This window comes from Bradyrhizobium sp. CCBAU 51745, from assembly GCF_028128715.1.
Lineage (GTDB): Bacteria > Pseudomonadota > Alphaproteobacteria > Rhizobiales > Xanthobacteraceae > Bradyrhizobium > Bradyrhizobium manausense.
Genome location: NZ_LBJP01000003.1, coordinates 484,053 through 510,931, shown reverse-complemented (window position 1 = coordinate 510,931; position 26,879 = coordinate 484,053). Strand labels below are relative to the sequence as shown.

25 protein-coding genes and 1 pseudogene are annotated in these 26,879 nt (G+C 64.3%); 16 read left to right on the top strand and 10 right to left on the bottom strand.

The genetic code is table 11. The annotated features are described in order from the left end of the window. The 5 genes and pseudogenes from XH98_RS05170 to XH98_RS05150 all read left to right on the top strand — a co-directional run. Positions 1-194: hypothetical protein (locus tag XH98_RS05170; RefSeq protein ID WP_271617979.1), on the top strand; the 194-nt coding region annotated here is incomplete at its 5' end. A gap of 185 nt (positions 195-379) precedes the next feature. Next, positions 380-634 (top strand): annotated as a pseudogene (gene fusA, locus XH98_RS05165) (elongation factor G); the annotation flags it as partial. 53 nt (positions 635-687) lie between these two features. Next, positions 688-1,248, top strand: a complete 561-nt coding sequence (locus XH98_RS05160) for a GNAT family N-acetyltransferase (RefSeq protein WP_271603575.1) — start codon at positions 688-690, stop codon at positions 1,246-1,248. Positions 1,249-1,868: 620 nt separating this feature from the next. Then, positions 1,869-2,456, top strand: coding sequence for a MarR family winged helix-turn-helix transcriptional regulator (locus tag XH98_RS05155; protein ID WP_271617978.1), 588 nt, complete (start codon positions 1,869-1,871; stop codon positions 2,454-2,456). A 430-nt stretch (positions 2,457-2,886) separates the two neighbouring features. Continuing rightward, positions 2,887-3,180: a hypothetical protein gene (locus XH98_RS05150; RefSeq protein ID WP_057751877.1), complete on the top strand. Its 294-nt coding sequence runs from the start codon at positions 2,887-2,889 to the stop codon at positions 3,178-3,180. A 16-nt stretch (positions 3,181-3,196) separates the two neighbouring features. On the opposite strand, the gene XH98_RS05145 is transcribed toward XH98_RS05150, so the two are convergent. Continuing rightward, positions 3,197-5,218: a YgiQ family radical SAM protein gene (locus XH98_RS05145; RefSeq protein WP_271603577.1), complete on the bottom strand. Its 2,022-nt coding sequence runs from the start codon at positions 5,216-5,218 to the stop codon at positions 3,197-3,199. Positions 5,219-5,481: 263 nt separating this feature from the next. On the opposite strand from XH98_RS05145, the gene XH98_RS05140 reads away from it, so the two are divergent. Next, the gene (locus XH98_RS05140) at positions 5,482-5,646 is read left to right on the top strand and encodes a hypothetical protein (RefSeq protein ID WP_271603578.1); all 165 of its coding nucleotides are present in this window, start codon (positions 5,482-5,484) and stop codon (positions 5,644-5,646) included. 7 nt (positions 5,647-5,653) lie between these two features. On the opposite strand, the gene XH98_RS05135 is transcribed toward XH98_RS05140, so the two are convergent. Then, complete coding sequence (locus tag XH98_RS05135; protein WP_271603579.1) at positions 5,654-6,331, bottom strand: GntR family transcriptional regulator; 678 nt, start codon at positions 6,329-6,331, stop codon at positions 5,654-5,656. A gap of 8 nt (positions 6,332-6,339) precedes the next feature. Then, positions 6,340-7,752, bottom strand: coding sequence for an FAD-binding oxidoreductase (locus XH98_RS05130; RefSeq protein ID WP_271603580.1), 1,413 nt, complete (start codon positions 7,750-7,752; stop codon positions 6,340-6,342). 168 nt (positions 7,753-7,920) lie between these two features. Between XH98_RS05130 and XH98_RS05125 the strand changes: the two genes are divergently transcribed. Further along, positions 7,921-8,805, top strand: a complete 885-nt coding sequence (locus XH98_RS05125) for a dihydrodipicolinate synthase family protein (RefSeq protein WP_271617977.1) — start codon at positions 7,921-7,923, stop codon at positions 8,803-8,805. On the opposite strand, the gene XH98_RS05120 is transcribed toward XH98_RS05125, so the two are convergent. From XH98_RS05120 to XH98_RS05105, 4 genes are read right to left on the bottom strand one after another with little or no spacing between them, the layout of a single operon-like run. Next, on the bottom strand, positions 8,802-10,043 hold the full coding sequence (locus XH98_RS05120; protein ID WP_271617976.1) for an MFS transporter: 1,242 nt from the start codon (positions 10,041-10,043) through the stop codon (positions 8,802-8,804). The genes XH98_RS05125 and XH98_RS05120 overlap by 4 nt on opposite strands. Continuing rightward, positions 10,040-10,369: a hypothetical protein gene (locus XH98_RS05115; protein ID WP_271603583.1), complete on the bottom strand. Its 330-nt coding sequence runs from the start codon at positions 10,367-10,369 to the stop codon at positions 10,040-10,042. Before XH98_RS05115 ends, XH98_RS05120 begins: the two co-directional genes overlap by 4 nt. Beyond that, positions 10,366-10,935: an isochorismatase family protein gene (locus XH98_RS05110; RefSeq protein ID WP_271603584.1), complete on the bottom strand. Its 570-nt coding sequence runs from the start codon at positions 10,933-10,935 to the stop codon at positions 10,366-10,368. Before XH98_RS05110 ends, XH98_RS05115 begins: the two co-directional genes overlap by 4 nt. 35 nt (positions 10,936-10,970) lie before the next feature. Continuing rightward, positions 10,971-11,435 (bottom strand): MarR family winged helix-turn-helix transcriptional regulator, encoded by a 465-nt coding sequence (locus XH98_RS05105; RefSeq protein ID WP_271603585.1) that lies wholly within the window; start codon positions 11,433-11,435, stop codon positions 10,971-10,973. A 389-nt stretch (positions 11,436-11,824) separates the two neighbouring features. Here XH98_RS05105 and XH98_RS05100 point away from each other — a divergent pair, with 389 nt between their 5' ends. Both XH98_RS05100 and XH98_RS05095 read left to right on the top strand, forming a co-directional pair. Then, positions 11,825-14,158, top strand: a complete 2,334-nt coding sequence (locus XH98_RS05100) for a TonB-dependent siderophore receptor (protein WP_271617975.1) — start codon at positions 11,825-11,827, stop codon at positions 14,156-14,158. Between the two features lie 2 nt (positions 14,159-14,160). Continuing rightward, a complete protein-coding gene (locus XH98_RS05095) occupies positions 14,161-15,393 on the top strand; it encodes a PepSY-associated TM helix domain-containing protein (protein WP_271617974.1) in 1,233 nt (410 codons plus the stop codon). Here XH98_RS05095 and XH98_RS05090 read toward each other — a convergent pair. Further along, positions 15,307-16,170, bottom strand: a complete 864-nt coding sequence (locus tag XH98_RS05090) for a LysR family transcriptional regulator (protein ID WP_271617973.1) — start codon at positions 16,168-16,170, stop codon at positions 15,307-15,309. The genes XH98_RS05095 and XH98_RS05090 overlap by 87 nt on opposite strands. 134 nt (positions 16,171-16,304) lie before the next feature. Between XH98_RS05090 and XH98_RS05085 the strand changes: the two genes are divergently transcribed. From XH98_RS05085 to XH98_RS05065, 5 genes are all read left to right on the top strand, one after another. Continuing rightward, the gene (locus tag XH98_RS05085; protein WP_271617972.1) at positions 16,305-17,204 is read left to right on the top strand and encodes an alpha/beta fold hydrolase; all 900 of its coding nucleotides are present in this window, start codon (positions 16,305-16,307) and stop codon (positions 17,202-17,204) included. A 212-nt stretch (positions 17,205-17,416) separates the two neighbouring features. Further along, positions 17,417-18,649 carry a rhodanese-like domain-containing protein gene (locus XH98_RS05080; protein WP_271617971.1) on the top strand — a complete coding sequence of 411 codons (1,233 nt, stop codon included), beginning with the start codon at positions 17,417-17,419 and terminating at the stop codon, positions 18,647-18,649. Between the two features lie 99 nt (positions 18,650-18,748). Then, positions 18,749-19,993 (top strand): phosphoglycerate dehydrogenase, encoded by a 1,245-nt coding sequence (serA, locus tag XH98_RS05075; protein ID WP_271617970.1) that lies wholly within the window; start codon positions 18,749-18,751, stop codon positions 19,991-19,993. 231 nt (positions 19,994-20,224) lie between these two features. Next, positions 20,225-21,244 carry a patatin-like phospholipase family protein gene (locus XH98_RS05070; protein ID WP_271617969.1) on the top strand — a complete coding sequence of 340 codons (1,020 nt, stop codon included), beginning with the start codon at positions 20,225-20,227 and terminating at the stop codon, positions 21,242-21,244. Between the two features lie 3 nt (positions 21,245-21,247). Further along, the gene (locus XH98_RS05065) at positions 21,248-22,702 is read left to right on the top strand and encodes a GntP family permease (RefSeq protein WP_271603593.1); all 1,455 of its coding nucleotides are present in this window, start codon (positions 21,248-21,250) and stop codon (positions 22,700-22,702) included. An 80-nt stretch (positions 22,703-22,782) separates the two neighbouring features. Here XH98_RS05065 and XH98_RS05060 read toward each other — a convergent pair whose 3' ends face one another. Further along, positions 22,783-24,405: an MDR family MFS transporter gene (locus XH98_RS05060; RefSeq protein WP_271617968.1), complete on the bottom strand. Its 1,623-nt coding sequence runs from the start codon at positions 24,403-24,405 to the stop codon at positions 22,783-22,785. Beyond that, entirely contained in the window at positions 24,347-25,609 is a 1,263-nt protein-coding gene (locus XH98_RS05055) for an HlyD family secretion protein (RefSeq protein WP_442868544.1), read from the bottom strand. Before XH98_RS05055 ends, XH98_RS05060 begins: the two co-directional genes overlap by 59 nt. A 90-nt stretch (positions 25,610-25,699) precedes the next feature. Here XH98_RS05055 and XH98_RS05050 point away from each other — a divergent pair, with 90 nt between their 5' ends. Further along, the gene (locus tag XH98_RS05050) at positions 25,700-26,365 is read left to right on the top strand and encodes a TetR/AcrR family transcriptional regulator (RefSeq protein ID WP_271617967.1); all 666 of its coding nucleotides are present in this window, start codon (positions 25,700-25,702) and stop codon (positions 26,363-26,365) included. A gap of 31 nt (positions 26,366-26,396) precedes the next feature. Then, on the top strand, positions 26,397-26,870 hold the full coding sequence (locus XH98_RS05045; RefSeq protein ID WP_271617966.1) for a MarR family winged helix-turn-helix transcriptional regulator: 474 nt from the start codon (positions 26,397-26,399) through the stop codon (positions 26,868-26,870). The last annotated feature ends 9 nt before the right edge of the window (positions 26,871-26,879 follow it).

Here is a 26,879-nt window from a genome sequence, read left to right as displayed (position 1 = left end):
CGGACACGGAAACTCTTTGGCGAGGTGGGTTAGGCAGCCTCGTTCTAACTGGCGCTGTCATCAGGCACCAAGATCAGGCAACTCAGGACTTGATCCGAACCGCGTTCGAGCGCCGCGCCAAGGTCTACAAATCGGCCCATGGGCTGACGCTGCCTATCGCGTTCAAAATTGGCTCCGGCCAGCGATCGACTTGATGGGTGCTCAAGCGAAAGGTCGCCTTTGGCTCAACTGCGTCTTCAACTCTGTTCGAGCGCTGTCGGACGCAGCCAGGTTCGCGTGGAGATCAGCAGCGGGCCAAGCTAGACCTTTTGAGTTAACACCGCTAACCTTAGGTTGAACTCGAGCTTGCCCAGTTCAAGCGCGGAGCGAATTTTTGAGCGTTGAGCCGGTCATGAAGATTGAAGTGGTGACCCCGGAAGATTGCACGGGCACCGTCATCAGCGACCTGAATGCGCGGCAGGCCCGGATTCGGGGCCAGGACGTGCGCGGCAACGCAAGCGTTATCACTGCGATGGTGGCACTCGCTGATATGTTCGGCTACGCCGATAGCCTGCGCTCTTTGAGCCGAGGGCGTGCGACTTTCACGATGGGTTTCGACCACTATGCTACGCCCAAGCCATCGAACGACGCTTAGGCCATCGAATTCCGACGCCGCATTTGATTGGACGCGCGACTAGCGAGAGCATGATGTTGATAACCAAAGGACGGAATTTTCCCTCACTGTCCACAAAGCGCCTGGTGCTGCGCGCCATGAAACCCAAAGATGCCACCGCCTTCGGAGCACTCCTGTCGATACCGGAAGTAACCCGTCATTCAAACTGGCCGGATAAACCCAGCAAAATTCAAAGCGAACGGTATGCAAGGTGGATGGTGAAGCTTTACGCCTCCGGCAAGGGCTGCGCGTGGATCATCGAAGACCGAAAGTCGGAATCCCTCATTGGCGCGATCCGCTTCAATAGCTTTGATAGAAAATGGAGTTCCGGCGAGATCGGGTACGAGCTGCACCCGCAATTTTGGGGAAAGGGCCTGATGTCCGAGGCGGTCTCCGCCACGGTGGCATGTGGTCACGAGATTTTTGGGCTCAACCGCATTGAGGCCTGGACGCTTCCCGGAAACTCGGCGTCAGACCGGGTCCTGGAAAAATCCGGATTTCGATACGAGGGCACCCTTCGACAGAAGGCCTGGTTCAAAGGTGCGTATCATGATTTCCGAATGTTTGGACGGATTGCGGGCGACCCACCGGATTAAATGGATCGGTTACGCGGCTCTTTTGCGGAACGGCGCCGACAACTTCTCAGGCGGAATCACGGTCGTTTGCACCTTGGAATTTGTTTCACTCGTCCGGTAGCAATTCGGACAATGGAATAGATGCGCGATGGTATCCGAGGCGACCAGCGCGGACCTCGTCCATCTCATTTCAATGTGACAGGCAGGGCAGATTGGCTGCTCCAATTGCTCCAACGCCTGTTTAAGCTTGTCCACCACGGCAACGCGCCCGTTTCTTATCCCCTTACCTCTCCAATAATTTAGAACACTCACAAATTCAACTTAGCGGTACCCGGCGGGAATCCTGATCAGGACAGCACCGCCAAGGGCCAGGGACTGAGCTCTCGATCCGTGCCGCATTGGTCCTGGTTGGTTCACAGCCGTATTACTACGGTGTTCCTCGCTGGGAACAGTAAGGCTATCGAAATTCGGCAGTTCGGGCGGAGATCGCCGCGTTCGCAGGCATGGAGTTACATGTGCCCACGCACGCCCTCCACGGCACGGTATGCCGGAAGCAACGAAGTCCCGACACTAGCTTTCCGCCACCATGTCCAGGCCGCCGCGCCCAATGCGGTCTTCCGGGCTAAGCAGTCCTGTCATCAATGAAACTGGAAATCGAAGTCGTGGAGCTGCTGGTGCAAACGGCCAACGCTTGGCTGTTTGAAGGTCAGCATTCGGGTCTCAGCGACCGCGAATGGATGGCGCTGCGTTTCCTGGGCCGTGCAAACAGGTTCTCCAGGACACCATCTGGTCTCGCCGGGTTTCTCGGGACGAACCGTAGCGGAGCATCGCAAATCGCAGCAGTTCTAGAGAGTAAGGGATTGGTGACCCGTGAGCCATCTCCGGAAGACAAGCGGTCAATAGTTTTGAGCGTTACATCTCAAGGCAAGAAATTGCTTGAGCGTGATCCGGTAAATGTCCTCCGAGATCAGATCGCGACCCTCGCTGTTGACGATCGATCCCGAATGCGTGACATGCTCCGACATGTTCTGTCTCGACATGACGTTGTGCGGGGCCGCCATCACGCCGACATTTGCAGCGAGTGCATATTCCTGGCCGAAAGTGGATCGGGAAGTGATCGCCAGTTCAAATGCCGGTTCTTCCGGAAATCCGTTTCCTCAAAAGACACATCATTGCTGTGCAGCCATTTTGAAGGGAAAACGCCGAGCACTGTCCCCACAACCGAATAGCCCCCGGGTCGCTCTGACCGGATCTGGTTGATCCTGCTCGCCGTCATGTCGAAGGTTTCTCAGATGGTGTCGTGCGGAATGCGGCTCGGCTCATCACGCATTTGCTGATTGGATCGGCGAGCAGATTGGTGTCCAGCCGTCACGGGAGCGGGGACTTGCCGCAGGCCGCGATGATGCCATCCTACACCTGTTTTGCCCGACGCCTCAAGCGATTTTCGGTTTTGCGTAAATTTTGTGCGAGCCGACCCGCTCGGGCGCGATGACGACGCGACTCGGCCTCTTTGCGCTTCAAGCCCTTGATTTCGCTGTCGCCGGTTACTGTGCATGGGGTTGTTTTCGACTTTTCGTCGCGAGGGTGCAAATATCTGCCCGAGCCCGAAATGGTCCGGCGCTCGCGTTTTTCAATCAATCCATTTTCAGGAGACGCACCATGCAGGTTTACAACGTGGTGAAGTTCAAGGTGAAGGCCGGCGAGGAGGCCGCCTTCCTCGATGCGCACCGCGGCGGCAAGGCGAAATGGCCGGGCCTCGAACATGGCGTCATCATCAAGACCGGCGAGCAGACCTTCTGCCTGATCGGCCGATGGTCCAGCCAGGACGCGATGGTCGCGGCACGGCCGGCGATGATCAAGACGCTCGACAGTTTCAGGTCGGTGCTCGAGGACCAGGGCCAGGGGCGTGGCGTCACCGATGCCGTGTCAGGCGCGGTGGTGCTCGATCTCTAGCAGGCGCGATAGCCTGCTACTTCATCAGCCGTATGCCCTTGGTCGTGAACTTCTGCGTCCTGCCGCCTGATCGAACGGGGCGCCTGGTGCCGGCGGCCTTGCCGGTGCCGGGCGGCTGGTGCGCCGGGACCAACTGGTGCGGCTGCGAGCCGATCAGGTCGCGGCGGCCCATCTCGATCAAGGCCTCGCGCAGCACCGGCCAATTGTCGGGGTCGTGATAGCGCAGGAAGGCCTTGTGCAGGCGGCGCTGACGCAGGCCCTTGATCGCCTCGACCTTGTCGCTGCCGCCATGGCGCACGCCGCGCAAGGGATTGACGCCGGTGTGGTACATCGCCGTGGCGGTCGCCATCGGCGAGGGCAGGAAGGTCTGCACTTGATCCGCGCGATAGCGGTTCTTCTTCAGCCACAGCGCGAGGTTCATCATGTCCTCGTCGGTCGTGCCCGGATGCGCCGCGATGAAGTAGGGAATGAGATAGTATTTCTTGCCGGCCTTTTCAGCCGCTTCATCAAACATCCGCTTGAACTTGTTATAGGCGCCGATGCCGGGCTTCATCATCTTGTCGAGCGGGCCGCGCTCGGTATGTTCAGGCGCGATCTTCAGGTAGCCGCCGACGTGATGGGTAACGAGCTCCTTGATGTATTCGGGGCTCTCGACCGCGAGGTCGTAGCGCACGCCCGAGGCGACCATCACCTTCTTGATGCCTTTGGTCTCGCGCACCTTGCGATAGAGACGGATGAGATCATCATGCGAGGTGTTGAGGTTCGGGCAGATCTCTGGGAAGACGCAGGACGGCCGGCGGCACGCGGCCTCGACCTTCGGGTCCTTGCAGGCCATCCGGTACATGTTGGCGGTCGGGCCGCCGATGTCGGAGATCACGCCGGTGAAGCCCGGCGTCTTGTCGCGGATCTTCTCGATCTCGCGCAGGATCGAGCCTTCCGAGCGGTTCTGGATGATGCGGCCCTCATGCTCGGTGATCGAGCAGAAGGTGCAGCCGCCGAAACAGCCGCGCATGATCGTGACCGAGAACTTGATCATGTCCCAGGCGGGGATCTTGGCATCGCCATAGGAGGGATGCGGCGCGCGCGCGTAAGGCAGGTCGTAGACCGCGTCCATCTCCTCAGATGTCAGCGGGATCGGGGGCGGGTTGAGCCAGAGGTCGCGATCGCCGTGACGCTGCACCAGCGGCCGCGCATTGCCGGGATTGCTCTCACGATGCAGCACGCGTGAGGCGCGGGCATAGGCTTCCTTGTCCTGCTCGACCTGCTCCAGCGCCGGCAGGCGGATCACGGTCAGACCCTTCTGGCGCGTGGCGCCTTCGTCGGCGGAATCGAGATCGTCGGCGTGCAGCTCGGTGTAGTCTTCAGGCACGCGGCGAAACAGCGCGACGCCCCTGATGTCGTCGAGCTCGCGCGGCGCCTCGCCGGCGGCGAGCCGATGCGCCACCTCGACGACGGCGCGCTCGGCATTGCCGTAGAGCAGGAGGTCGGCCTTGGCGTCGGCCAGCACCGAGCGACGCACCTTGTCCGACCAGTAATCGTAATGCGCGATCCGGCGCAGCGAGGCCTCGATGCCGCCGAGCACTACAGGCACATCCTTGAACGCCTCGCGGCAGCGTTGGGCGTAGACGATGGTGCAGCGGTCCGGCCGCTTGCCGCCTTCGCCGCCGGCGGTGTAGGCGTCGTCGCTGCGGATGCGCCGGTCCGCGGTGTAGCGGTTCACCATGGAATCCATGTTGCCGCCGGTGACGCCGAAGAAGACCTTTGGCTTGCCGAGCGCCTTGAATGGCTCGGCCGAGTGCCAGTCCGGCTGCGCAATGATGCCGACCCGGAAGCCCTGAGCCTCCAGCAGGCGCCCGATGATGGCCATGCCGAAGCTCGGATGGTCGACATAGGCGTCCCCGGTCACCAGCACGATGTCGCATTCGTCCCAGCCGAGCGCGTCCATCTCGGCGCGGCTCATCGGGAGGAACGGCGCGGGCTTGCGCGGGCGCGCGCTCGCCATCAGGGGCTTTTCGGCGGTGATGATCTGGGTGTCCATGGCGCCAAGGCATAGGACTCCGGCCGCGCGAATACAACCGACGCTCGCGTGAAAGATGCCGGTTCCGTCCTCATTCGGGCGCATTAACCCTTCGCCTGCCCCGGCCGGGCTCGGGCGCCGTGGCTGGCTCGCCTGCCGCGGTTCATTTGCAGGAACGATCCGGCTCCGCGCACATTCTGACTTACGGGATCGTGGCGAGCCCCGCTTGCGCGCGCCCGTGTCCGGGATCTGCCTCGATATTCGCCTCGGGCGATGGGGGAACTGTGAGTACAGTCATAGAGAACTTGCTGTCGCGGAAGCAGAAGCTTGTCGAACAGCTCGAGAAGGCGCAGGCGGTCGAGGACCGCGACAAAATTGAGCACCAGCTCGAACAGATCAACACAGCGCTGGATTTCCTCGACAGGCCGGGGCCGGAGAGCGGGAAGTAGAAGCCGCTCAATTCGCCGGCGTCTCCACCTTCAACGCTTTGGCGTAGACCACGCCGGAATTCGTGATGTGCGTCGTCATCGTCGCTTCGAACGCCGCAAATTCGCCGCGCGCGAACAGATCGAGCAGCTTGCGGTGCTCATCGAATGACGAGCGGGTGCGCACGTCGATCGGTGAGGTCAGGTTGGTACGCAGTGCCGCCACGCGCCCCGAGACGAGCTGGTAGGATTCGGCGAGGTAGCGGTTGCCGCAATGCACGAACAGGCCTTCGTGAAAGGCGGCGTCGGCGCGGCCATAGGCGATGTTGTCCCTGGCCTCGACCGCCGGCTCCATCGCCGCGATCGCATCGCTCAGCGTCGCGATGGCGCCGTCGCGATCGTGGCGGAACGCGAGCTCTGCGGCCTTGGGCTCGAGCGCGATCCTGAAAGTGCAGAGCGCGGTAATGTCCTCCGCGCTCGGCGTGAACACGAAGCTACCCACCTGGGGCCGGATCACAACCAACCCCTGTGCCTGCAACTGGCCCATCGCCTCGCGCACCGGCGTGCGGCTGACTCCGAAAGAGTTCGCCACCATCTCCTCGGAGATGGCAGCCCCGAGCGCGAACTCGCCGTCGATGATGGCCTGCCGCAGCCGTAGCATCACCCGCTGCGACAGCGATTTCGGCGTATCGAGCCTGAGCGATCGCATGGATGCTCTCAGATCACCTTGCCGGGGTTGAGAAGATGATCGGGATCGAGCGCGGCCTTCAGCGTCCGCATCAGCGCGATCTCCGCCTCGCTGCGGGCGTGGCCAAGCCACTTCTTCTTCAGCGTGCCGATGCCGTGCTCGGCCGAGACGCTGCCGCCCAGCTCGCGCACGAGGCCATAGATGATCGCGTCCATCTCCTCCTTCGGCTGCTGCTCGACGGGAAGGCCCGTGACCCAGGAGACGAGGTGCAGATTGCCGTCGCCGATATGGCCGTAATAGACGCTTTCGCAGTCCTTGATGCCGTCAGCGAGCGCTGCCTTGCAGCGCGTGACGAACTCGTCCATCCGCGCCACCGCAAGACCGATGTCGTAGGAGATGTGCGGCCCCAGCACCTGGCCGAACTCGGCGCAGATATCGCGCACGCGCCAGAACGCCTGCGTCTGCGCCAGCGATTGCGCCACGGCCGCATCGACCAGCAGCCCGCGCTCCATCAGCTCTTCGAGCCAGGCCTGGAAGCGCGGCGCATCGACGCTCTCGTCGGTGCCCTGCGCCTCGACCAGCACGTAGAGACCCTGGTCCGCGGCGACCGGCGGCTTGACGCCGGCGCGGGTCGTGATCGCGTCCCAATAATCCGGCCACATCACTTCGAATGCAGAGAGCAGCGGGCCCAGTCCGCTGCGGGCGGCATCGAGCAGCGCGATGACGGCGGCATAGTCCTTCAATGCGCACAGCGCAGCCATGGTCGAGCGCGGCTTCGGAAACAGTTTCAGCACGACGCGGGTGATGATGCCGAGCGTGCCTTCCGAGCCGATGAAGAGATGCTTCAAATCGTAGCCGGCATTGTTCTTCATCAGCTTGTTGAGGCTGGTGATGATGGTGCCATCAGGCAAGACGACTTCGAGGCCGAGCACCAGCTCGCGCGTCATGCCGTAGCGGATCACGCGGTTGCCGCCGGCATTGGTGGAAAGGTTGCCGCCAATGGCGCAGGAGCCGCGCGAGCCGAGGTCGAGCGGAAAGAAGAAGCCGGCCTCGTCAGCGGCTTTCTGGATCGTCTCGAGCGGCGTGCCTGATTTGACCGTCATCGTCATCGACGCGCGGTCGATCTCCTCGATGCCGGTCATCCGCTCCAGCGAGATCGCGACCCAGCCCGCCTCAGGCGAAGCGCCGCGGCAGAGCCCGGTCAGGCCGCCCTGCGGCACGAACGGCAGGCGCGCCTGCCGGCAGGTCGCAATCGCATCGGCAACGCCCTGCGCATCGAGCGGGCGGATCACCGCAAGCGGCGTTTGCGGCAGGCTCGCGCTCCAGTCGTTGCAATTGCGCGCGGGCACTTCGCTGCCGGTCAGCACGGCCGCAGCGCCGAGCTTGTCGCGCAAGGCGGCAAGCAACGGCTCCGGATGTCCGACGGGGCTCACCATATTCATGCGAGACCTCCTCCAAATTTGGCTGCGCCTCATGCGCGCCGTGACGGCTGAAATGGTTTGCGTTCATCTTGTATGTAAGGTACAAGACGAAAAGTAAAGAAAAAACAAGGTCGATAAGCCCTCGACGATCGCGAGTTTATTCGGGGAGCTGCAACAATGGGTGGCGCTATGACGGAGGCAATTCGCGGGTTCTGGGTGGCGTCGGCAACGCCGCTGGCGGCAGACGGCAGTGTAGATTCCGTCAAGCTTGTCGCGCATGCCCAGCAGCTGTTCGGCAAGGGCGTGGACGGCGTCGTGCTGTTCGGAACCACCGGCGAGGGCACCTCCTTCAACGTCACCGAGCGTGTCGCCACCATCGAAGCCGTGCTCAAGGCCGGCGTGCCGGCGGAACGCATTGGCATCGGCGGTGGCTTTCCTGCCATCAGCGACAGCATCGCACTGACGCGCGCCGTGCTCGGTCTCGGTCTGCGGCACGTTCTGATCCTGCCGCCGTATTTCGATCGCAGCGCCACGCCTGAAGGTATCGAAGATGCCTTCGCCGCCGTCATCGACGGCGCAGCCGATGATCGCCTGCGTGCCTATCTCTATCACATCCCGCAGATATCAGGCGTCGCGATCCCGACACGCGTCGCCGCGAGTCTGCGCAAGCGTTACGGCAAGGTGGTTGCGGGCCTGAAGGACTCCAGCGGCGACTTCAAACAATTCCAGGCCTTCCGCGCAGCGGCGCCCGAGCTCGCCATCACCGTCGGCAACGAAACCGACATCGCGCGCGCGATCGCTGGAGGCGGCGCCGGCACCATCTGCGGCATGGCCAATATCGCACCGGAGCTGGTCAAGGCGATGATCGACGGCAAGGACGTCGAGGCGCGCATGCAGGCCGCTGTCGATATCGTGGTGAAGTCGCCGTCTTTCCTGACGACGCTGAAGGCCATCCTCGCCGCGCAGACCGGGGACGCCGGCTGGCTCCGCGTGCGTCCGCCGCTGCGCGCTTTGTCTGACGGAGCCGCGCTCAAGGCAAAGCTCGACGAGCTGACCCGGCCTGCGCTGGTCTAAGCGCGCGCTTGATCGCTTTGATCAACCGCAGTGCTCGCCGACATGGCGCGGGCCACGACCAGCGCCGCCGCAAAACCGGCCACAGCCCCCACGCCGAGCGCCCAGCGCGGGCCGAGATGATCTGCGACCCATCCAACGATTGGTGCGCCGATTGGCGTGCCGCCCAGCGCGACGCCGAGCCGCAGCGCCATCACCCGCCCCCTCATGTGCGGCTCGGTGGAGAGCTGCATCACGGCGTTCGAGGTATTGGTGACCGTCAGCGCCGCGACTCCGATCAGGACCAGCGTGCCTGCGAACAGCCAGTAGCTCGGCGCAAGCGCGGCCAGCGTGCACCCCGCCCCGAACGTTGCGGCGCCCATCAGCAACGAGATGAAACGCGGCTGGGCGCGCCCGGCGGCCAATAGCGCGCCGGAGATCGTGCCGACCGCCATCGTCGACGACAACAGCCCAAAGCCGCGTGCGTCGGTGTGAAAGACGCTGACCGCCATGGTCGAGATGAAAATCGGGAAGTTCAGCCCGAACGTGCCGATCAGGAAAAGCATGATCATGATCGCCCTGAGATCCCTGCGCGACCACACGTAGCGAAACCCTTCCGTCATGCCGCCCTTGATCCGGTGCGCGCGTGCATTCGGGCGAAGCTCCGATTTGCGCAGCAGTGCGAGCGAGCAGGGCACCGCCACGAAGGATGCGGCGTTGAGCAGGAAGGCCCAGCCAGTGCCGATTGAAGAGATGACGATCCCCGCGATCGCCGGCCCGACCATGCGCGCAGCATTGAAGGACGTCGAGTTCAAGGCGATCGCATTGGAGAGCTCCCCGTCACCGACGAGCTCGGCCACGAAAGTCTGGCGCACCGGGGCATCGAAGGCCGCGGCACAGCCGAACAGGAAGGCGAGCACATAGACGTGCCAGAGCTGCACAAGGCTGGTGACCGTGAGAAGGCCGAGCACCAGCGCCAGCAGTCCCATCGTCGCCTGCGTAGCAACCAGAAGCCGCCGCTGATTGAAGTGGTCGGCGGCAAAACCGGTCCACGGCATCAGCAGGAGCTGCGGTCCGAACTGGAGCGCCATCACGATGCCGACGGCCTGCGCATTGTGTCGTGTCAGGTCGGTGAGAACGAGCCAGTCCTGAGCCGCGCGTTGCATCCAAGTTCCGGTGTTGGATACCAGCGCCCCTGCAGCCCATACACGGTAATTGTAGTTCCGCAGTGAGCGGAATGTGCCCGCGCCCGGCAGGCTCACGAACCCGTGGGCAGGTTGCCACCATGGAACCTGCCGAACCGCCGCGCGAGAAAGAGGCTCAGAAGCAGCGCGCCGAGCCCGAGCGCGATGACATCGCCGGTGTCCAGCAAGGCGAACTCTCCGACGCGGCAGACGAGGAGATATCCCACGATCAGGTTGAAGGATCCCCAGAGCACATTCACCGTCGACGAAGACAGTCCTTCTCCCGGCGGCTTCGCGAATGGCGTCTGGAACGGTTCCCCGCGCTGGCCGCTGACGAGATGAGGAACCGCGTTCGCAAGAAATGCGCCGCCCCAAAAATAAGAAATGAGATGAAGCCAGTTCATGCCTGCGCACTCCGTGTTGCCAGAAAATCGATGATCGCCTGTGTCGGGCCGCTCTCGCCGAGCCGCGGAAAAACATTTGCGATGCTGTAGTCGTGCGCCTCGGCGCGCCGATCGGTCATGGCGTCGATGGCGAGGGTAACATTGAAGCCCGCTTCGTAAGCCTGCCGAGCAGTGGATTCGACGCCGGTGCCGGTAGCGATACCGGCGATGACGACCTGCGTGACGCCGCGCCGCCGCAGCTGGTCCTCAAGGTCGGTGTTGACGAATGCGCCCCAAGTCCGCTTGGTCACGATGATATCGCTTGGCTGTTGATCGAGTTCGGGAATGAGATCGGTCCATCCGCCGGGGAATGGACCTCCGGGACGCGGCCGCTCGGTGCGGCCCGGCGCGCCGCCGGCGACATTCACCAGCACGACCGGCAGGCGATGCCGCCGAAACGTGGCCGCAAGCGTGCCGGCGCGCGCGATGACATCTCCGATGGGATGGACGGACGGGAGACCGACGATGCCGCGTTGCAGGTCGACGATGATGAGCGCGGTGATCGGGTCGAGCGTTGTTAGTACCATCGTGGCGTCCTTCCGGTAGCTGCAATGAGGCAGCTTCAATCGTCGACGAGCCGCTTGAGCAGGGAGACGGCGGCGGCGAGTTCGTCCTGCTCTCGCGGTGACAGCCGGGCCGAAATGGTCCGTGAGAGCCAATCCTGACGGGCGGCGCGACCAATCCGGATCCACTCGCGGCATGCCTTGGTCAATGACAGGATGGTTTGACGGCCGTCGCTCGGATCGGGCGCGCCACCGACGAGGCCCGCGGCCAGAAGTGCGGCGACCGCGGTGCTCATCGATTGCGGGCGCATCTTCTCCGATCGCGCCAGGCTCGACACCGTGGCGGGGCCATCCTTTTCCAGGCGCAGCAGGATCGACACCTGGGATGGCGTCAATTCTTCTGGGCCTGCCTGCTCGCGGAGCCGGCGCTTCAGCTTTCCGACCAGGGAACGGAGGTCTTCTGCAAGTGCGCCCGCGCGCGCGGACGGGCGTTGGTCCGATGAGCCGATCATCGTCGAATGCATGGCATATGTGAAGATAATCTGTAAAGCTTAGCTGAGCAGTTATTCTGAACAAAAAGACGTGAGGCGGGCGCCCGCCGGCGCGGAGGCGCCGGGTAGCGCTTGCGCGAGCGCGCGGGGCTTGCGGAGCAGAATGCGGCACCGTCTCGCGTCATTGACGTAACGTTAGCCTCGACAATGAGCAGATGCGCTTGGTTCATGCGTGTCTCATTTGCGGATGCTGCAATTCGCGCCCGCGCGTCGCGACTACGGTCAGCGCGTCATCATGCGATCGTGCCCGTTGTTAGAACCATTCAACACTAGAGCTATTCAAGTCCGCCGACGGTTCTCTTCATTCGCAGCCGCTGCTAGATGCGCGAGCGCCAATGCTGTGACTTGGAAGTGAATCGAAAGTGCGTGCCCTTGTGGATGGCTCTCGCGTCAGAGGTCATCGAAATCGTTGCGGCAGGAGCCGCGCCAGCCTGCTCGTCGGCGCAGCCTTGCTGCTCGCTGAAATTCCTCTCAACCGCGCGATCGCGCAGGCGCAAACAGCGCTCCCGCCGGTGAATGTGGATGCACCGGCGCCGCGGCCGAAACCGTCGCGCGCGTCGCAGCAGTCCCGACAACGGACGCAGGCGCTTGCGCGCCGCACCCCAATAGTGATTCCGCCCGCGCTCCCGACATTGTCGGAACGCGCCGCGGCGGAAGCTGCCGCACAACAGGCCGCAAAGCTCGGCTATCGCGCCATGCCGAGCGCGAGCACGTTGCGCTCGGGCGCATCGCCGCTCGACACCTCACAATCCGTCAACGTCGTGCCTGCGCAGGTCCTGAAGGACCAGCTGCCCCGCAATATCGACGATGCGCTGGTCAACATCAGCGGCATCACCCAGACCAATACGCTCGCCGGCACCCAGGACGCGGTGATCCGCCGCGGCTTCGGCGACAATCGGGACGGCTCGATCATGCGCAACGGCATGCCGCTGGTGCAGGGGCGCAGCCTGAACGCAGCCGTCGACAGTGTCGAGGTGCTGAAGGGACCGGCCTCGCTACTCTATGGCATCATGGATCCCGGCGGCATCGTCAACACAATCAGCAAGCGTCCCGAGCTTTACCAGCACGGTTCGGTCACGCTGCTCGGCTCGACCTACGCCAACAACCGCAACGGCGCCGACGGCACGCTCGACGTCACCGGCCCGATCGGCGATGGCGGGCTCGCTTATCGCTTCATCGGCTACGGCGTCAGCGAAGACTATTGGCGCAATTTCGGCCGTCACCGGGACATGCTGGTGAACCCGTCGCTCGCCTGGTACGGCGAGACCACGACGGTCCAGCTCACTTATGAGCATCGGGAGTTCATCACCCCGTTCGATCGCGGCACCGCTTTCGTCAAGGGCGCGCCGCTGGCGATCCCGGCGACGCGCCGGCTGGATGAGCCCTTCAACAATATGTGGGGCTCGTCCGATCTGGTGCAGGGCTCGGTCGAGCAGAAGCTCGATGATCATTGGAAGGTCACGACGGCCTACAGCTACAACACCGAGACCTACAGCGCCAATCAGCTCCGGATCACCGGCATCAATGCTGCGACCGGTATTGAGACCCGCAGCAATGACGGCACCCAGAACTCGCTGAGCAACGTCAGCTACGGCACCTCCTACATGCAGGGGGACGTCTGGGTTGGCGGCTTCCGCAACGAGGTCCTGTTCGGCGGCGAGGCAATGTATCGCACGATCGATCGCCACGATTTGATCCGCCAGGCGACGCCGAGTTTCAATTTCTACAACCCGGTCTACGGGCGCGTCATACCCGGCACGACCATCTCGGCGACCGACAGCGAGCAGACCGACAAGCTCGGCACCCGCGGCTTGTTCGCGCAGGACACGTTCCATCTCACCAACTGGCTGTCCGTCGTCGGCGGCGTGCGCTGGATGCAATACGAGCAGCTCGCCGGAAAGGGCCGGCCTGTCTTCGTCACCAACACCAACCTTTCCGGCGACAAGGTGCTGCCGCTCGGCGGTGTCATCGTCAAGCTGAACGACGAGCTCTCTTACTATCTGAGCTACACGCAGTCGCTGAAGCCGACCTCGACCATTGCGCTCTTCACCGGTGCACCTATCGGCTTCGTCGTCGACTCCACCATTGCGCCTGAAGAAGGCACGCAATGGGAGACCGGCGTCAAGTTCGACGTCAACAAACGGCTGTCCGGCACGCTTGCGGTCTACGACATCGAGAAGAAGAACGTGCTGGTCGCCGATCCCTTTAGCAGCGGTACGGTCTTGGTACGAACATCCGCGAAGGCGCGGTCGCGCGGTGTCGAGCTGGACGTCACCGGCCGGCTGACCGACGAATGGAGCATGATCGGCAGCTACGGCTATACCGACGCACGCCTGATCAACGATCCCGTCGTCGGCAACGCAAAATTGCTGAACGCCGCGATGAACACGGCCTCGCTCTATCTGGTCTACGATTTCGGCGACCGGCTCCCCGGTCGCCTGCGACTCGGCGGCGGCGCACATTATGCCGGTGACAGGCCGGGCGACTCCGCCAACACGTTCTTCCTTCCCGCTTATACCGTCGCGGACATCTTCGCGACCTACGACACCAGGGTCGACAAGGTGCCCGTGACCTATCAGTTCAACGTCAAGAACCTGTTCGACAAGGTCTACTACACCTCCACCACCGGAAACGCCCTGAACGTCGCGATGGGCGATGGCCGCCGAATCTCGCTGTCGGCGACGGTGAATTTCTAGCCATGGCGATACGACATCAGGCCGGACGCAAGATCAGCGCCGCGCTGCTCCAGGTCCATTCCATCGCGGGCCTCGTCCTCGCGCTGCTGCTCTCCTTGATCGCGCTCACCGGCGCGGTCATAAGCTTCGAGGACGAGATCGTCGACCATCTGAACGCCGGCATCATGCAGGTCGCGCCGCGCGCGATGCCGGCGCTGTCACCGGACGAGCTGGCGTCGCGCCTGAAGGTCGTGCCAGATGTTGGCAGGGTCGCCGGCATGACGCTCTCGAGCGATCCTGCGGCCGCCGTGCACATTCGCTTCGCGCGCGACGAGCCCGGCGGGCGGCCGTCGTCGCTCTATGTCGATCCCTATGACGGCCACGTCCTGGGTGTCCCGCGTGGCGAGGAATTTTTTGCGACGGTGCGCCGGCTGCATCGCTGGTTGCTGATATCAGGCGATGGCAGGGGATGGGGACGCCAGATCACAGGTGTTGCGGCGCTGGGTCTGATCCTGATGCTGGTCTCGGGCCTCGTTCTGCGCTGGCCGCGTCGCGCGAGCAGCATGAAGATGTGGCTGAAGCCGAATCTTGCGCTCACCGGCCGTGGCCTGCACCGTTCGTTGCATGCCGTCATCGGCACCTGGGTGCTGCCGGTCTATCTGGTGATGGCGCTCACCGGCCTCTGGTACTCGTTCGACTGGTACAAGGACGGCGTCGTCTGGTTGCTGGCACGCCCCCACGTGGCGGCGGCGAAGATGCAGCCGAAGCCGCCGCGTCCAGCCGGCCGGGCCGAGACGGCCGAGGCCGTCGGGTTCGATCGCGCGTGGGCGACCATCCAGCGTGAGAGTGGCGGTTTCGCCAGGGTTCAGCTCATCCTTCAGGCAGGTCCGGGCACGGTGATGCGGATCCGGTCGTGGCCAAAGGGCGCCACGCTCGAAAGCGAGCGCGACGAATTCCGCATCGACGCTGCGACAGGCCAGGTGATCTCCTCGGAACGCTACGCCGACAAGACGCTGGGCGAAAAAGCCATCGCAGGCGTGTTCGACATCCACCGCGGCGCGATCCTGGGCTGGTCCGGCAAGCTTGCGTTCATGATTGCCGCGGCGCTGATGCCACTGTTCGCGGTCACCGGCGTGCTCCTGTACCTGTCGCGCCGGAAGCTGCGGCCGTCACGCCAGCGCGCAGCGCTCGGCGATGATGCCGCCGATGGCGCGGGCGAACGGCAGGTTGCAGCCCTCGGCAATACCAAGAGCTAGCTCGACGGCGTTGAGTCGCGGCAGGCCCGCCAGATCACTCGCCTGCTGCAGCGATTTGCGCGCCCCGAGCTTGACCGGCAGCGCGGCATAACCAAGGCCGGCTTTGACGGCGCCGACCAGCGCGGAAAGGCTGCGCGCCTCGCAGGCGATGCTGCAATCCCGTCCCATCAGGCGCAGGCTGCGCAGGGCTTCGCCACGATAGGCGCAGCCGTCCGCAAAGGCCACCAGCGGAACGGTATCGTCGGACCGGTTTGGCGCCGGCACCTTGCCGAACCATGCCATTGGTTCGAACGCGATCGCGGCGTCCGCGGCGTTCGAGGGGGCGCGCTTGTAGAAGGCGAGATCGAGCCGCCCATGTTCGACGTCTTCGGCGAGTCGAGCCGACAGGTCGGTGCGCACCGATAGTTGTGCCCTGGGAAAGCGCGAGCGGATCTCGCCGACGGCAGACGCGAAATCGCGCTCGAGAAAATCGGCGGGCATGCCGAGCCTGATCGGCGCGTCCGAGGCTGGCCGGCGCATCGCTGTAACGGCACGCTCGTTGAGCGCGATCATCTCCCGCGCATGCGCGACGAGCTCGGCGCCCTTCACGGTTGGCCCGAGTACCCGGCCGCGCGCCCGCTCCAGCAAGGGACGGCCGACCATGGCTTCGAGCCGGGCGATCTGCAGGCTGATCGCGGATTGAGATCGCCCCAACCGCTCCGCCGCGCGCGAAAAGCTGTTGAGCTCGACGATGGCGAGCAGTGCGCGGAGCGTATCGAGATCGAGGGTTGTCGGCATGGAAAGCTCCGGCGCGGCGGGCGGTCAGAATGAGATTTATCAATCAAGCCATTGCAGAAATCAATTTCTCCCATGAGGCAGGCGCGCGCTATCAGGCATGCGCGCCGGCCGCAACCAGGGCGCGGGGGAAACACATGCAGCGCCGCAACGTCCTGAAGGGTCTGGGTCTGACCGCTACCGCCGCTATCACGAACACTCCGGCATTCGCGCAAGGCGCGGCAAGCGCTGCCGGCACTTCGCCGTCGCCCTGGCCTTCACCGCAACTGGCGACCGGTAACCGCCTCGGCCATTGTCGCATCGGCAACGGCCCCACGGTGTGCGTGGTGCTGCACGAATGGCTTGGCGATCACGTCAATTGGGAGCCGGTGCTGCCTTATCTCGATCCGGCACGCTGCACCATCGTGTTCATGGATCTCAGGGGTTATGGCTGGTCGCGCGGCGTGAGCGGCAGCTATACGCTGGATGAGGCTGCGGCCGACGTGCTGCGCACCGCCGATGCGCTCGCCATCACCCGTTTCCATCTTGTCGGTCACTCGATGTCCGGCCTGGTGGCGCAGAAGATCGCGCTTCAGGCCGGGAGCAGGCTTCAGACCGTGACGCTGTTCTCGCCGGTGCCACCCACAGGCTTCCGCGCCGACGAGGCGGCGATGAAGGCGCTCAATGCCGTCATCGATGAGGACGAAGCGGCGGGGCGCGCGATCACGGCCCGCACCTCCAGCCGCTATGGTGCCGGCTGGTTGCGCCGCAAGCTCGTCATCGCGCGCGAGGCCTCGACGGTCGAGGCCAAGCGCGGCTATCTCACCATGTTCACGTCCTCCGCCATATCAGGCGAAACCCATGGGCTGGCCGCACCCCTGCATGTCGTGACCGGCGCGCTGGATATTCCGTTCTATCGCGGCGAGCCGCTACGGAATGCCTTTGCGCTCGCTTATCCCCGCGTCACCTTTGAGACCATCGACGACGCCGGACATTATTCCATGCTGGAGACCCCGGTGCGGGTTGCCAGCATCATCGAGAAGCAGTTGGCGGGCTGATCGGCCGCCATGCGGCCGAGTGACTAAAGCGCGATGAGATTGGGCTGAATCGTCATCGCGCTTTAGCTCTTTGTTTGAGCATGATCTCCGCGCAAACGCGATCCGCTGATGTCGCGAGGGAAAACCGCTTCACACTTTTCCGGATCATGCTCTAGCCAAGCTCGCTGCAATCGTTCAAAAGCCCATGGCCTGTCCTTACCAGGGTTCACGCCATGAAGCTTACGACCGTCACTCCCGCCGATGTCCGCCGCGCGCTCTTGTTGCGCGAGGAGATTGCGCTGCTCGATGTCAGGTTCGAGGCGGCCTTCGCCACCGGTCATCCGCTGTTTGCCGCCAACATGGCCGTGGACCGGATCGCGATCGAGGCCGCGGTGCGGCTGCCGCGCAAGAACGTGCCGGTGGTGCTCTATGACGATGGCGAGGGGCTGGTCGCTGCAGGCGCCGAACGCCTCGCCGCGCTCGGCTACGGCAATGTCCGCGCGCTCGATGGCGGACTGAGGTCCTGGCGTGCGGCGGGCTACGAGGTGTTCGAGGACGTCAATTCCTATTCAAAGGCGTTCGGCGAGCTGGTCGAGGCGCGCCGTCACACGCCCTCGCTCGGCGCCGACGAGGTGGCAAAGCTGATCGCGGACAAGGCCAACATTGCCATCCTCGATGTTCGCCGCTTCGACGAATATGCGACCATGAACATCCCGGGCTCGATCAGCGTGCCCGGTGCCGAGCTGGTGCTGAGGGCCGGGCAGGCTGCGCCCGATCCAGACACCACCGTCATCGTCAATTGTGCCGGCCGCACCCGCTCGATCATCGGCACCCAATCGCTGATCAATGCCGGCGTGCCCAACAAGGTGCGGGCGCTGCGCAACGGCACGATCGGCTGGACGCTGGCGCGGCACACGCTCGATCACGGCGCGGACAGGCGCGGCGCGATCGGCTCGTTCGAGGGCGGCCCGGCCAATGCGCGCGACGTCGCCTATCGCGCCGGCGTCCGCCATGTCGGCGCGAACGAGATGGCGGCGCTGGTCGCCGATACCAGCCGGACGCTCTATCGCTTCGACGTGCGCGGCGCCGAGGAATATGCGGCCGGTCACCTGCCGGGCTTTCGCCACTATCCCGGCGGCCAGCTGGTGCAGGAGACCGACATGGCGGCTCCGGTGCGGGGCGCGCGCATCGTGCTGACCGACGATAAGGGCGTGCGCGCCGACATGACGGCGTCCTGGCTCGCGCAGATGGGCTGGGAGGTTTATGTCCTCGAAGGCGGCTATGATGGCCCGCTCGAGGCCAGCCCGCCGCTGGTGCTGCCGAAGCCCGATCCGGCGCATCGCTACCGCCGGCCCTATGAGGGCACGGATGTTGCGGAGCAGGCGATGCAGGCCTATCTCGACTGGGAATATGGCCTCGTCGAGCAGCTCCGCCGCGACGGCACGCACGGGTTTTACGTGATCTGACTACCACCAGGCCACGATATTCCCGTATCCAAACCCTATTGTGCTCGGCCTCGTCCACGGTCTAAGAGCTGCGGCAAAGCCGTCATTTCAGGAGATTCCATGCCAGCCGCAGGCCAAAGCCCTGAGCGGAGCGCGAAGGCGCTGCTGCTTGAAGGTGTCAACGATAGCGCCGTGGATCTGTTCAAGGGCGCAGGCTTCACCAATGTCGAGCGTCTGACCAAGGCGCTGGATGGCGAGGCGCTGCGCCAGGCGCTCAAGGGCGTGTCGCTGCTCGGCATCCGCTCCCGCACCCAGATCACCGACGAGGTGCTGGAAGCGGCTGACGGGCTGCTCGCGGTCGGCTGCTTCAGCGTCGGCACCAACCAGGTTGATCTGCTGGCGGCGCGCAAGCGCGGCATTCCCGTGTTCAACGCGCCGTTCTCCAACACCCGCAGCGTCGCCGAGCTCGTGATCGGCGAGATCGTGATGCTGCTGCGGCAGATCTTTCCACGCTCGGTATCGGCCCATGGAGGCGGCTGGGACAAATCCGCGGCCGGCAGCCGCGAGGTGCGCGGTCGCACGCTTGGCATCATCGGCTATGGCAATATCGGCTCGCAGCTCTCGACCCTGGCCGAAGCCATGGGCATGCGGGTGATCTATTACGACCGCACCGACAAGCTCCGCCACGGCAACACCGAGCCGGTGGAGAAGCTGGAAGAGCTGCTGGCGCAGAGCGACATCGTCAGCCTGCACGTGCCGGAGACGCCGGAGACCGCGGGCATGATCGGCGAGAAGGAGCTGCGGGCGATGAAGCCTGGCGCGTTCCTGATCAACAACAGCCGCGGCACGGTGGTCGATCTCGATGCGCTCGCGGGCGCCTTGCGCGATGGCCACATCGCCGGTGCCGCCATCGACGTGTTTCCGGTCGAGCCGTCGTCGAATTCGGAGCGCTTCAAGAGCCCGGTACAGGGCCTCAACAATGTCATCCTCACTCCGCATGTCGGCGGCTCGACCGAGGAGGCGCAGGAGCGCATCGGCGGCGAAGTGGCGCGCAAGCTGGTCGACTATTTCATCACGGGATCGACCATGGGCGCGGTGAATTTCCCGGAGGTGCAGCTGCATCTGCGCCCCTCGGGCGCGCGCTTCAGCCACGTCCATCGCAACGTGCCGGGCATGTTGCGCCGGCTGAACGAGGTGTTCCTCCAGCGCGACATCAACATCGCCGCGCAATATCTGGAGACTGCCGGCGACCTCGGCTATGTCGTGCTCGATGCCGATCTCGGCGGCCAGGACTCCGGCGCGCTGCTGGCGCAGATCCGCGCCCTCGAAGGCACGGTCGGCGCGCGGCTGGTGTTCGAGCACTAGAGCATGATCCGGACCCGAAGGACCGGGTTAGCGCAAAGTGTGAAGCGGTTTTCCGAAAAGATCATGCTCAAACAAAGAGCTAAAGCGCGATGACGATTCAACCCAATCTCATCGCGCTTTAGGTCTCGTCACGTTCCGGTTGCATTATCCGGCCTAAACTCTCTAAACTGTACCGGCTTCGACGTGTTCCAATCACGTCGAATTTGAGCTTCAGTTGCGCGAGTGTCCGCCATGGAACGCGACGCCGTCCTGATCGATCTCGCACTTCAAGGTGGCGGTTCGCACGGCGCTTTCTCCTGGGGCGTGCTCGACCGCCTGCTGGAGGAGAACTGGCTCACCATCGCCGCGATCTCCGGCACGTCGGCCGGCGCGATGAATGCGGTGGTGCTGGCGGACGGCTGGACCGCCGGCGGCGCCGAGGGCGCGCGCAAGGCGCTTGAACGATATTGGCGCCGTGTCTCGAAGGCTGCCGCCTTCAGCCCATTGCAGCGCTCACCGCTCGACCGGCTGATGGGACGCTGGACGCTCGATACCTCGCCCTTCTACATCCTCACCGACCTGATGTCGCGGGTGCTGTCGCCCTACGACCTCAATCCGACCGGCTACAATCCGCTGCGCGCGGTGCTGGCGGAGAGCATCGACTTCGAGCGGCTCGCGCGCTCGCCGATCCAGCTCTTCGTCACCGCGACGCGCGTGCGCACGGGTCGCGGCCGCATCTTCCGCAACGCCGAGATCACGGCCGACGTGCTGCTCGCATCGGCCTGCCTGCCGACCATGTTTCGCGCGATCGAGATCGACGGCGAGCCTTACTGGGACGGCGGCTATGCCGGCAACCCGACCATCACGCCGCTGGTTCGCGAGAGCGACGCGCATGACACGATACTCGTTCAGATCAATCCAACCGAACGGCCGGAAGTGCCGCGCACCGCGGCGGAGATCCTCAACCGGCTCAACGAAATCTCCTTCAACTCGCCGCTGATGAAGGAGCTGCGCATGATCGCGCTGCTGCGCCAGGCCGCCGATCCCGGCAGCGGCGAGGGGGCGCGCTGGGCGAAGATGCGGACGCACCGGGTCAAGAGCGACATCCTGGCGAAGTTTGGCGCTTCGTCGAAGCTCAACGCGGAATGGGAGTTTGTCTCGTTGCTCCGCGCCGAGGGACGCCTGGCCGCGGATGCGTTTCTCCGCGAGCACGGCGCCGATGTCGGCCGGCAATCGACTGCCGATCTCGATGTTCTGCTGGCGGAGTGTTGAGGCATGGGTCTTCTCGGCCTGCTCGTCGGGCTCGGCCTGCTGGTGCTGTTCGCCTTTCGCGGCTGGAGCGTGCTTCTGCTCGCGCCCTTCGCCGCGCTGGTGGCGGCGTTGTTTGGCGGCGAGCCGCTGCTGGCGAACCTCACCCAGGTCTTCATGACGAATGCGGCAGCATTCCTTGCGCAGTTTTTTCCGATCTTCCTGCTCGGCGCCGTATTCGGCAAGCTGATGGATGACAGTGGCGCGGTGACATCGGTGGCCGACTTCATGGCCAAGCGTCTCGGTGAGCGCCGCGTGATCCTGGCCGTGGTGCTGGCCGGCGCCGCAGTGACTTACGGGGGTGTCAGCCTGTTCGTCGCGTTCTTCGTCATCGTGCCGATGGCCCGCTCGCTGTTTCGCGCGGCTGAAATTCCGCGCCGTCTGATTCCCGCTGCAATCGTGCTGGGGACGTCGACTTTCACCATGTCGGCTTTGCCGGGCACGCCGTCGATCCAGAATGCGATCCCGATGCCGTTCTTCGGCACGACGCCGTTTGCCGCGCCGGGCCTCGGGATCGTCGCCTCCCTGATCATGCTCATGACCGGTTTGTGGTGGCTGCATCGCGCGGAGGCCAAGGCCAGGCGCGCCGGCGAGGGCTATGGCGACGAAGTCGAGGATGTGACCGAGCGCGCCGCGTCCGACGAGTTCGTGCGCGAGCGTGCGACGACGGCGCGCGAGTTCGATCCGGCGGAGCTGCAACATGGCCATCGCAGCGACCGAGCGTCGCCGATCCTGAACGCCGTCCTGCCGTTGATCGTCGTCGTCGCCGTCAATCTCCTGATGTCGCTCGTGGTGCTGCCGCGGCTCGATGTCAGCTACCTTGCCGAGCAACGCTTTGGCGAGACGTCGCTCGCAGCGGTTGCCGGCGTCTGGTCGGTCGCCGTGGCGCTAACCGCCGCCATCGTCACGACCATCGTGCTGAACTGGTCCCGCCTGCCGGCGTTGCGGCAGACCATGGACGCCGGCGCCAACGCCTCGGTGCTGCCGGCATTCAGCGTCGCGAGCCTGGTCGGGTTCGGCGCGGTCGTTGCCGCGCTGCCGGCGTTCACGACCGTGCGTGACTGGGTGCTGGCGATCGAAGGTGGCCCGCTGGTTTCGCTGGCGGTCGCGACCAACATCCTGGCCGCGCTGACCGGCTCGGCGTCAGGCGGCCTGACCATTGCCCTCGATGCGCTCGGCCAGACCTATGTGGAGCTGGCGTGGCGCACCGGCATCGACCTTGCCCTGATGCATCGCGTCGCTGTGATCGGCTCGGGAACGCTCGACATCCTGCCGCACAATGGCGCGGTGGTCAGCCTGCTCGCGATCTGCGGCCTGACGCATCGCGACAGCTATTTCGACATCGTGATGGTCGGCATCGTGACGTCGCTGCTGGCACTGGTGGCCGTGATCGCCCTGGGCAGTATGCTGGGATCGTTCTGAGACGACTGTCGCAGCCGATGGCGGGCGGCCTCGGCGGCCGTCAAGCGTGACGGCCGCGACAATTTCGTGGTTGTTTTCTGTTAGTGCGCGCCGCCCCCGCCAGCCGCCTTCACCCGCCGCGTCAACAGCACCGCGATCGCGGCGAGCACCAGCACCACGCCGATCACGGCAAAGGTGTCGGAGAAGCCCATCACCAGCGCCTGGCGCTTCACGGTCTTGCCGAGTGCGATGATCGCCTGCTCGCGCGCGGCGTTGGGGTCGGGCACTCCGTGCGCGATGAAGTAGTCCGTCATCTGCGCGATGCGGGTGCGGACTTCCTCGCGGCCGAGCGTCACGGAATGGCCGATGATGTTGGAGTGGAATTGCTCGCGCTTGGTGACGATGGTCGCCAGCACGGCCGTTCCAATGGCGCCGCCGAGATTGCGCATCATGTTGGAGATGCCGGAGGCCGCGGGCGCATCCTGCGGCGCGACGCTGCCGAGGCTGAGCGCGGACAGCGGCGCCAGCGTCAGCGCCTGGCCGACGGCACGCACGACGTTCGGTATGAAGAACTGATCGCCGGAATAGTCGAGCGACATCTCGATATTGAGGAAGGAGCTCACCGCGAACAGCAAGAGGCCGATCGTCGCGATGTAGCGCGCATCGAAACGTTGCATCAGCTTCGGAACCAGCGGGATCAGCAGCAGCTGCGGCAGGCCGGTCCAGGCCAGCACATTGCCGATCTGCTCGGCATTGTAACCCTGCACCTGGCCGAGATAGGCCGGCAGCAGATAGACCGAGCCGAACAGTGCAAAGCCGAGGAACACTGCGGCGATGGTGCCGACGCCGAAATTCCACTGCGTCAGCAGGCGCAGGCGAAGCAACGGCTTCTCGACCACGAGCTCGATGGTGATGAACAGCGACAGGCTGATCGCGGCGATGACCGCAAGCCGCATGATGAAGGGCGAGCCGAACCAGTCGTTCTTGTTGCCTTCCTCGAGCACGGCCTGCAGCGAGGCCAGGCCGACGGCCATGGTGGCGATGCCGAACCAGTCGCCTTCACGCAGCAAGGCGAGATTCAAGGGCGCACGTTCCAGGGTGAGGAACAGAATGGTCACCATGACCGCTGTCGGCAGCACGTTGACGAAGAAGATGGTCTGCCAGCCGTAATTCTCGGTAAGATAGCCACCAATGGTCGGGCCGATTGCCGGAGCGAACGTCACGGCCAGCGAGAACATCGCAAGCCCGATCGGCTGCTGGCCCTTTGGCAGCTTGGTGAAAACCAGCGTGAAGGCCATCGGGATCAGCACGCCGCCGAAGAAGCCCTGGAAGCCACGCATCGCGATCATCGACGGCAGATCGTGGGTGAAGGCACAGGCGACCGAGAACGCCGCAAACAGCGAGGCAAAGCTCAGCATGATGTTGCGGAACGAGAACACGCGCGACAAGTAGTCGGTCAGCGGGATCACGATGATCTCGCCGATCAGGTACGACGTCGAGATCCAGGATCCGTTGTCAACACCGGTGCCGATGCCGCCCTCGATATTGAGCAGCGAGGCATTGGTGATCTGGATGTTCAGGATCGCCATGAAGGCGCCGATCATCGCGGCGAAGACGGCGATCCAGACTGTGGCACTGGCCCTGTTGGGATCGGCGGCGACGCGATCAGGCGTCGCGGCCGGTATGGTGGGCGCTGACGTCGAGATTGCGAGGCTGTTGGACATGGCACGACCCTCCGGAAACAAGCTTGGCTTTGGGCTGGATTGAGGGCGTCGTTGCCGCTTGCGCGGTCGGCGCTGAACGGGTTGCGATCGTCGGGATCACGGACATGCCGGGCCGCAGCTCGATCGCTGGCTGCGTTTCGGCATCCAGCGCGATCTTCACGGGGATGCGCTGCACGATCTTGGTGAAATTGCCGGTGGCGTTGTCAGGCGGCAGCAAAGCGAATTCCTGGCCGCTGGCCGGCGCGATGGAATCGACGTGGCCATGCACCACCTGGCCCGGGAACGTATCGACCTCGATCTCAACCTCTTGTCCGGCGCGGACGTGGGTGAGCTGCGTTTCCTTGAAATTGGCGACGACATAGGCGCCCTCGACGGGCACGATCGACATCAGCTGCGTGCCGGCCTGCACGAACTGGCCGACGCGCAAGGTGCGGTTGCCGATGACGCCGTCGATCGGCGCGACGACCGTGGTGTAGCCGAGATTGAGCTCGGCCTGATGCTGAAGCGCGGTGGCGCGGGCGGCGGCGGCATTGGCCTGCGCGATCTCGGCCTTCAGCAGCTCGACCTGCTTGAGGGCTGAGGCGAGATTGGCGGTATCGCGCTGGATCGCAGCCTCGGCGCCGGCGTTGCGGGACTGCGCCTGCTGCGCATTCTGCACGCTGCCATAGCCGGTCGCGGCGAGATCGGTGTAACGCTTGTTCTCCTGTTGCGCGAAGATCTTTGCGGCGGTGTCGACATCGATGGTCGCCCGGGCTGCGTCGATCACCGCATCTTGAACCTCGAGCTGCGCCTGCTTGCTGGTGATCGTCGCATTCGCGGCGGCGACATCGGCCTTGGCCTGGTCGAGCGCGACGCGGAAGTCGCGGTCGTCGATCCGCGCCAGCACCTGGCCAGCTTTCACATGCTCGTTATCGCCGACCAGGACACGGTCGAGATAGCCGCTGACCTTCGGCGCGATGGTGGTGTTGTCGGCCTTCACATAGGCGTCATCGGTGGAGACCAGGAAGCGGCCGACGGTCCAGTAATCGTAGCCGTACCAGCTCGCGCCGGCGAGGGCGGCGAGGGCCACTCCCGCAAGCAACAGCTTGCGAAGGTTGAGCTTTCGGCTCGGGGCGGCGGTCGGCGTGGTGGGCATCACGCCCTCCGGCACGGGAGTTGGAACCACGGCGCCTTCGGATTTCGCTGGATTGGTATGGACGGTCATGGCCGCCTCCCTGAATTAGGAAACTTGACGATTTCCAAAATAAGAATAGCTTTTAGACTGTCAATGGAATGACAGGCATCATTTAAAGACATGGCTCAGACAAAATCGTCATCAGAGGTTCGTCCGCGCGGACGGCCGCCGGTGCGCAGCGACGAGGAGACGAAGCGGATCGTCCTCGAGGCCGCGCGACACGCGTTTGCCGTCGATGGTTACGCAGCAACCAGCACCGAGGAGCTGGCGCGCGGCGCCGGCATCTCCACCAAGACTCTCTACCGGTTGTTTCCGGGCAAGGCGGCGCTGTTCGAGGCGATGTGCGCCGACAGGCTCGAGCGGCTGCTCTCCGACGTCAATCTTCAGGCCAACAACCAGGCCGACATCGAAACAAATCTTGCTGCGGTGCTGGTCGCCTGTGCCGATCTCGCACTCGATCCTGAGGTCGTGGCGCTGCAGCGCATGGTGCTGCAGCAATCGGCGACGTTCCCCGACCTTGCCGCGAATTTCTACCGGGACGGCATCGCCCGCACCGCGGCAGCGCTCGCCGGCTGGCTCCGCGATCAGGTCAGGAAGAAGCGACTCGCGCTCGGCAATGTCGATGAAGCGGCCGGCATGATGATCGGCATGATGGTGTCTGCACCGCAGCGCGCCGCGATCTACGCAAGCGTGACGCTGCCCTCCCGCAAGGAGATCGAGCGGCGGGCAAAGGCATGCGCCGCAATTCTGCTCGACGGCTGTCGCGCTAGCGGCGGCAGGCTTTGACAATCCGGCGAAGCTGGATTATCTATTTCGCATGCGAAATAAATCGCTTGAGGCGAAGCATCATCGGCTGATTTATTTATTGAACGTTGCGCAGCGGCGCGTGCAGCGCTGGATAGCGGCGCAGCGCTCGAGCGAAGTGACGCCGGCGCAGGCGGGGCTACTGTTTATCCTCGGCAAGCAGGATGGCGTTCTGATGGGTGAGGCGGGCGCCGCCCTAGACATGGGACCGGCCGGCATTTCTGGTCTGGTCGATCGCAGCGCAGCGGCAAAACTGGTCGAGCGGCGAGCTGACCGCGAGGACGGCCGCGCCTTTCGCGTGTGGCTGACGCCGAAGGGCCGCACTGTGCTGGCGCAGGCGAAGGCTGACGCGGCTGCGATCAATGCCGCCCTGACGGAAGGATTTACCAGCGCCGAGATCGACATCGTCGCGCGCTGGCTGACCAGCATTCAGGACAAGTTTCCAAGAGACTCCATAAGAGACAGCGCAAGAGATCCAGAGCAATAAGAGGAGACA

Bases quoted from the DNA above. Each gene is read 5' to 3' on its own strand.
- XH98_RS05115 (WP_271603583.1), bottom strand. From the start codon at position 10,369: ATGAACTGGCTTCATCTCATTTCTTATTTTTGGGGCGGCGCATTTCTT.
- serA (WP_271617970.1), top strand. From the start codon at position 18,749: ATGCCAGCCGCAGGCCAAAGCCCTGAGCGGAGCGCGAAGGCGCTGCTG.
- XH98_RS05155 (WP_271617978.1), top strand. From the start codon at position 1,869: ATGAAACTGGAAATCGAAGTCGTGGAGCTGCTGGTGCAAACGGCCAAC.
- XH98_RS05150 (WP_057751877.1), top strand. From the start codon at position 2,887: ATGCAGGTTTACAACGTGGTGAAGTTCAAGGTGAAGGCCGGCGAGGAG.
- XH98_RS05160 (WP_271603575.1), top strand. From the start codon at position 688: ATGTTGATAACCAAAGGACGGAATTTTCCCTCACTGTCCACAAAGCGC.
- XH98_RS05060 (WP_271617968.1), bottom strand. From the start codon at position 24,405: ATGTCCAACAGCCTCGCAATCTCGACGTCAGCGCCCACCATACCGGCC.
- XH98_RS05085 (WP_271617972.1), top strand. From the start codon at position 16,305: ATGCAGCGCCGCAACGTCCTGAAGGGTCTGGGTCTGACCGCTACCGCC.
- XH98_RS05130 (WP_271603580.1), bottom strand. From the start codon at position 7,752: ATGAATATGGTGAGCCCCGTCGGACATCCGGAGCCGTTGCTTGCCGCC.
- XH98_RS05080 (WP_271617971.1), top strand. From the start codon at position 17,417: ATGAAGCTTACGACCGTCACTCCCGCCGATGTCCGCCGCGCGCTCTTG.
- XH98_RS05135 (WP_271603579.1), bottom strand. From the start codon at position 6,331: ATGCGATCGCTCAGGCTCGATACGCCGAAATCGCTGTCGCAGCGGGTG.
- XH98_RS05070 (WP_271617969.1), top strand. From the start codon at position 20,225: ATGGAACGCGACGCCGTCCTGATCGATCTCGCACTTCAAGGTGGCGGT.
- XH98_RS05095 (WP_271617974.1), top strand. From the start codon at position 14,161: ATGGCGATACGACATCAGGCCGGACGCAAGATCAGCGCCGCGCTGCTC.
- XH98_RS05090 (WP_271617973.1), bottom strand. From the start codon at position 16,170: ATGCCGACAACCCTCGATCTCGATACGCTCCGCGCACTGCTCGCCATC.
- XH98_RS05145 (WP_271603577.1), bottom strand. From the start codon at position 5,218: ATGGACACCCAGATCATCACCGCCGAAAAGCCCCTGATGGCGAGCGCG.
- XH98_RS05105 (WP_271603585.1), bottom strand. From the start codon at position 11,435: ATGCATTCGACGATGATCGGCTCATCGGACCAACGCCCGTCCGCGCGC.
- XH98_RS05055 (WP_442868544.1), bottom strand. From the start codon at position 25,609: ATGACCGTCCATACCAATCCAGCGAAATCCGAAGGCGCCGTGGTTCCA.
- XH98_RS05065 (WP_271603593.1), top strand. From the start codon at position 21,248: ATGGGTCTTCTCGGCCTGCTCGTCGGGCTCGGCCTGCTGGTGCTGTTC.
- XH98_RS05050 (WP_271617967.1), top strand. From the start codon at position 25,700: ATGGCTCAGACAAAATCGTCATCAGAGGTTCGTCCGCGCGGACGGCCG.
- XH98_RS05110 (WP_271603584.1), bottom strand. From the start codon at position 10,935: ATGGTACTAACAACGCTCGACCCGATCACCGCGCTCATCATCGTCGAC.
- XH98_RS05125 (WP_271617977.1), top strand. From the start codon at position 7,921: ATGACGGAGGCAATTCGCGGGTTCTGGGTGGCGTCGGCAACGCCGCTG.
- XH98_RS05045 (WP_271617966.1), top strand. From the start codon at position 26,397: ATGCGAAATAAATCGCTTGAGGCGAAGCATCATCGGCTGATTTATTTA.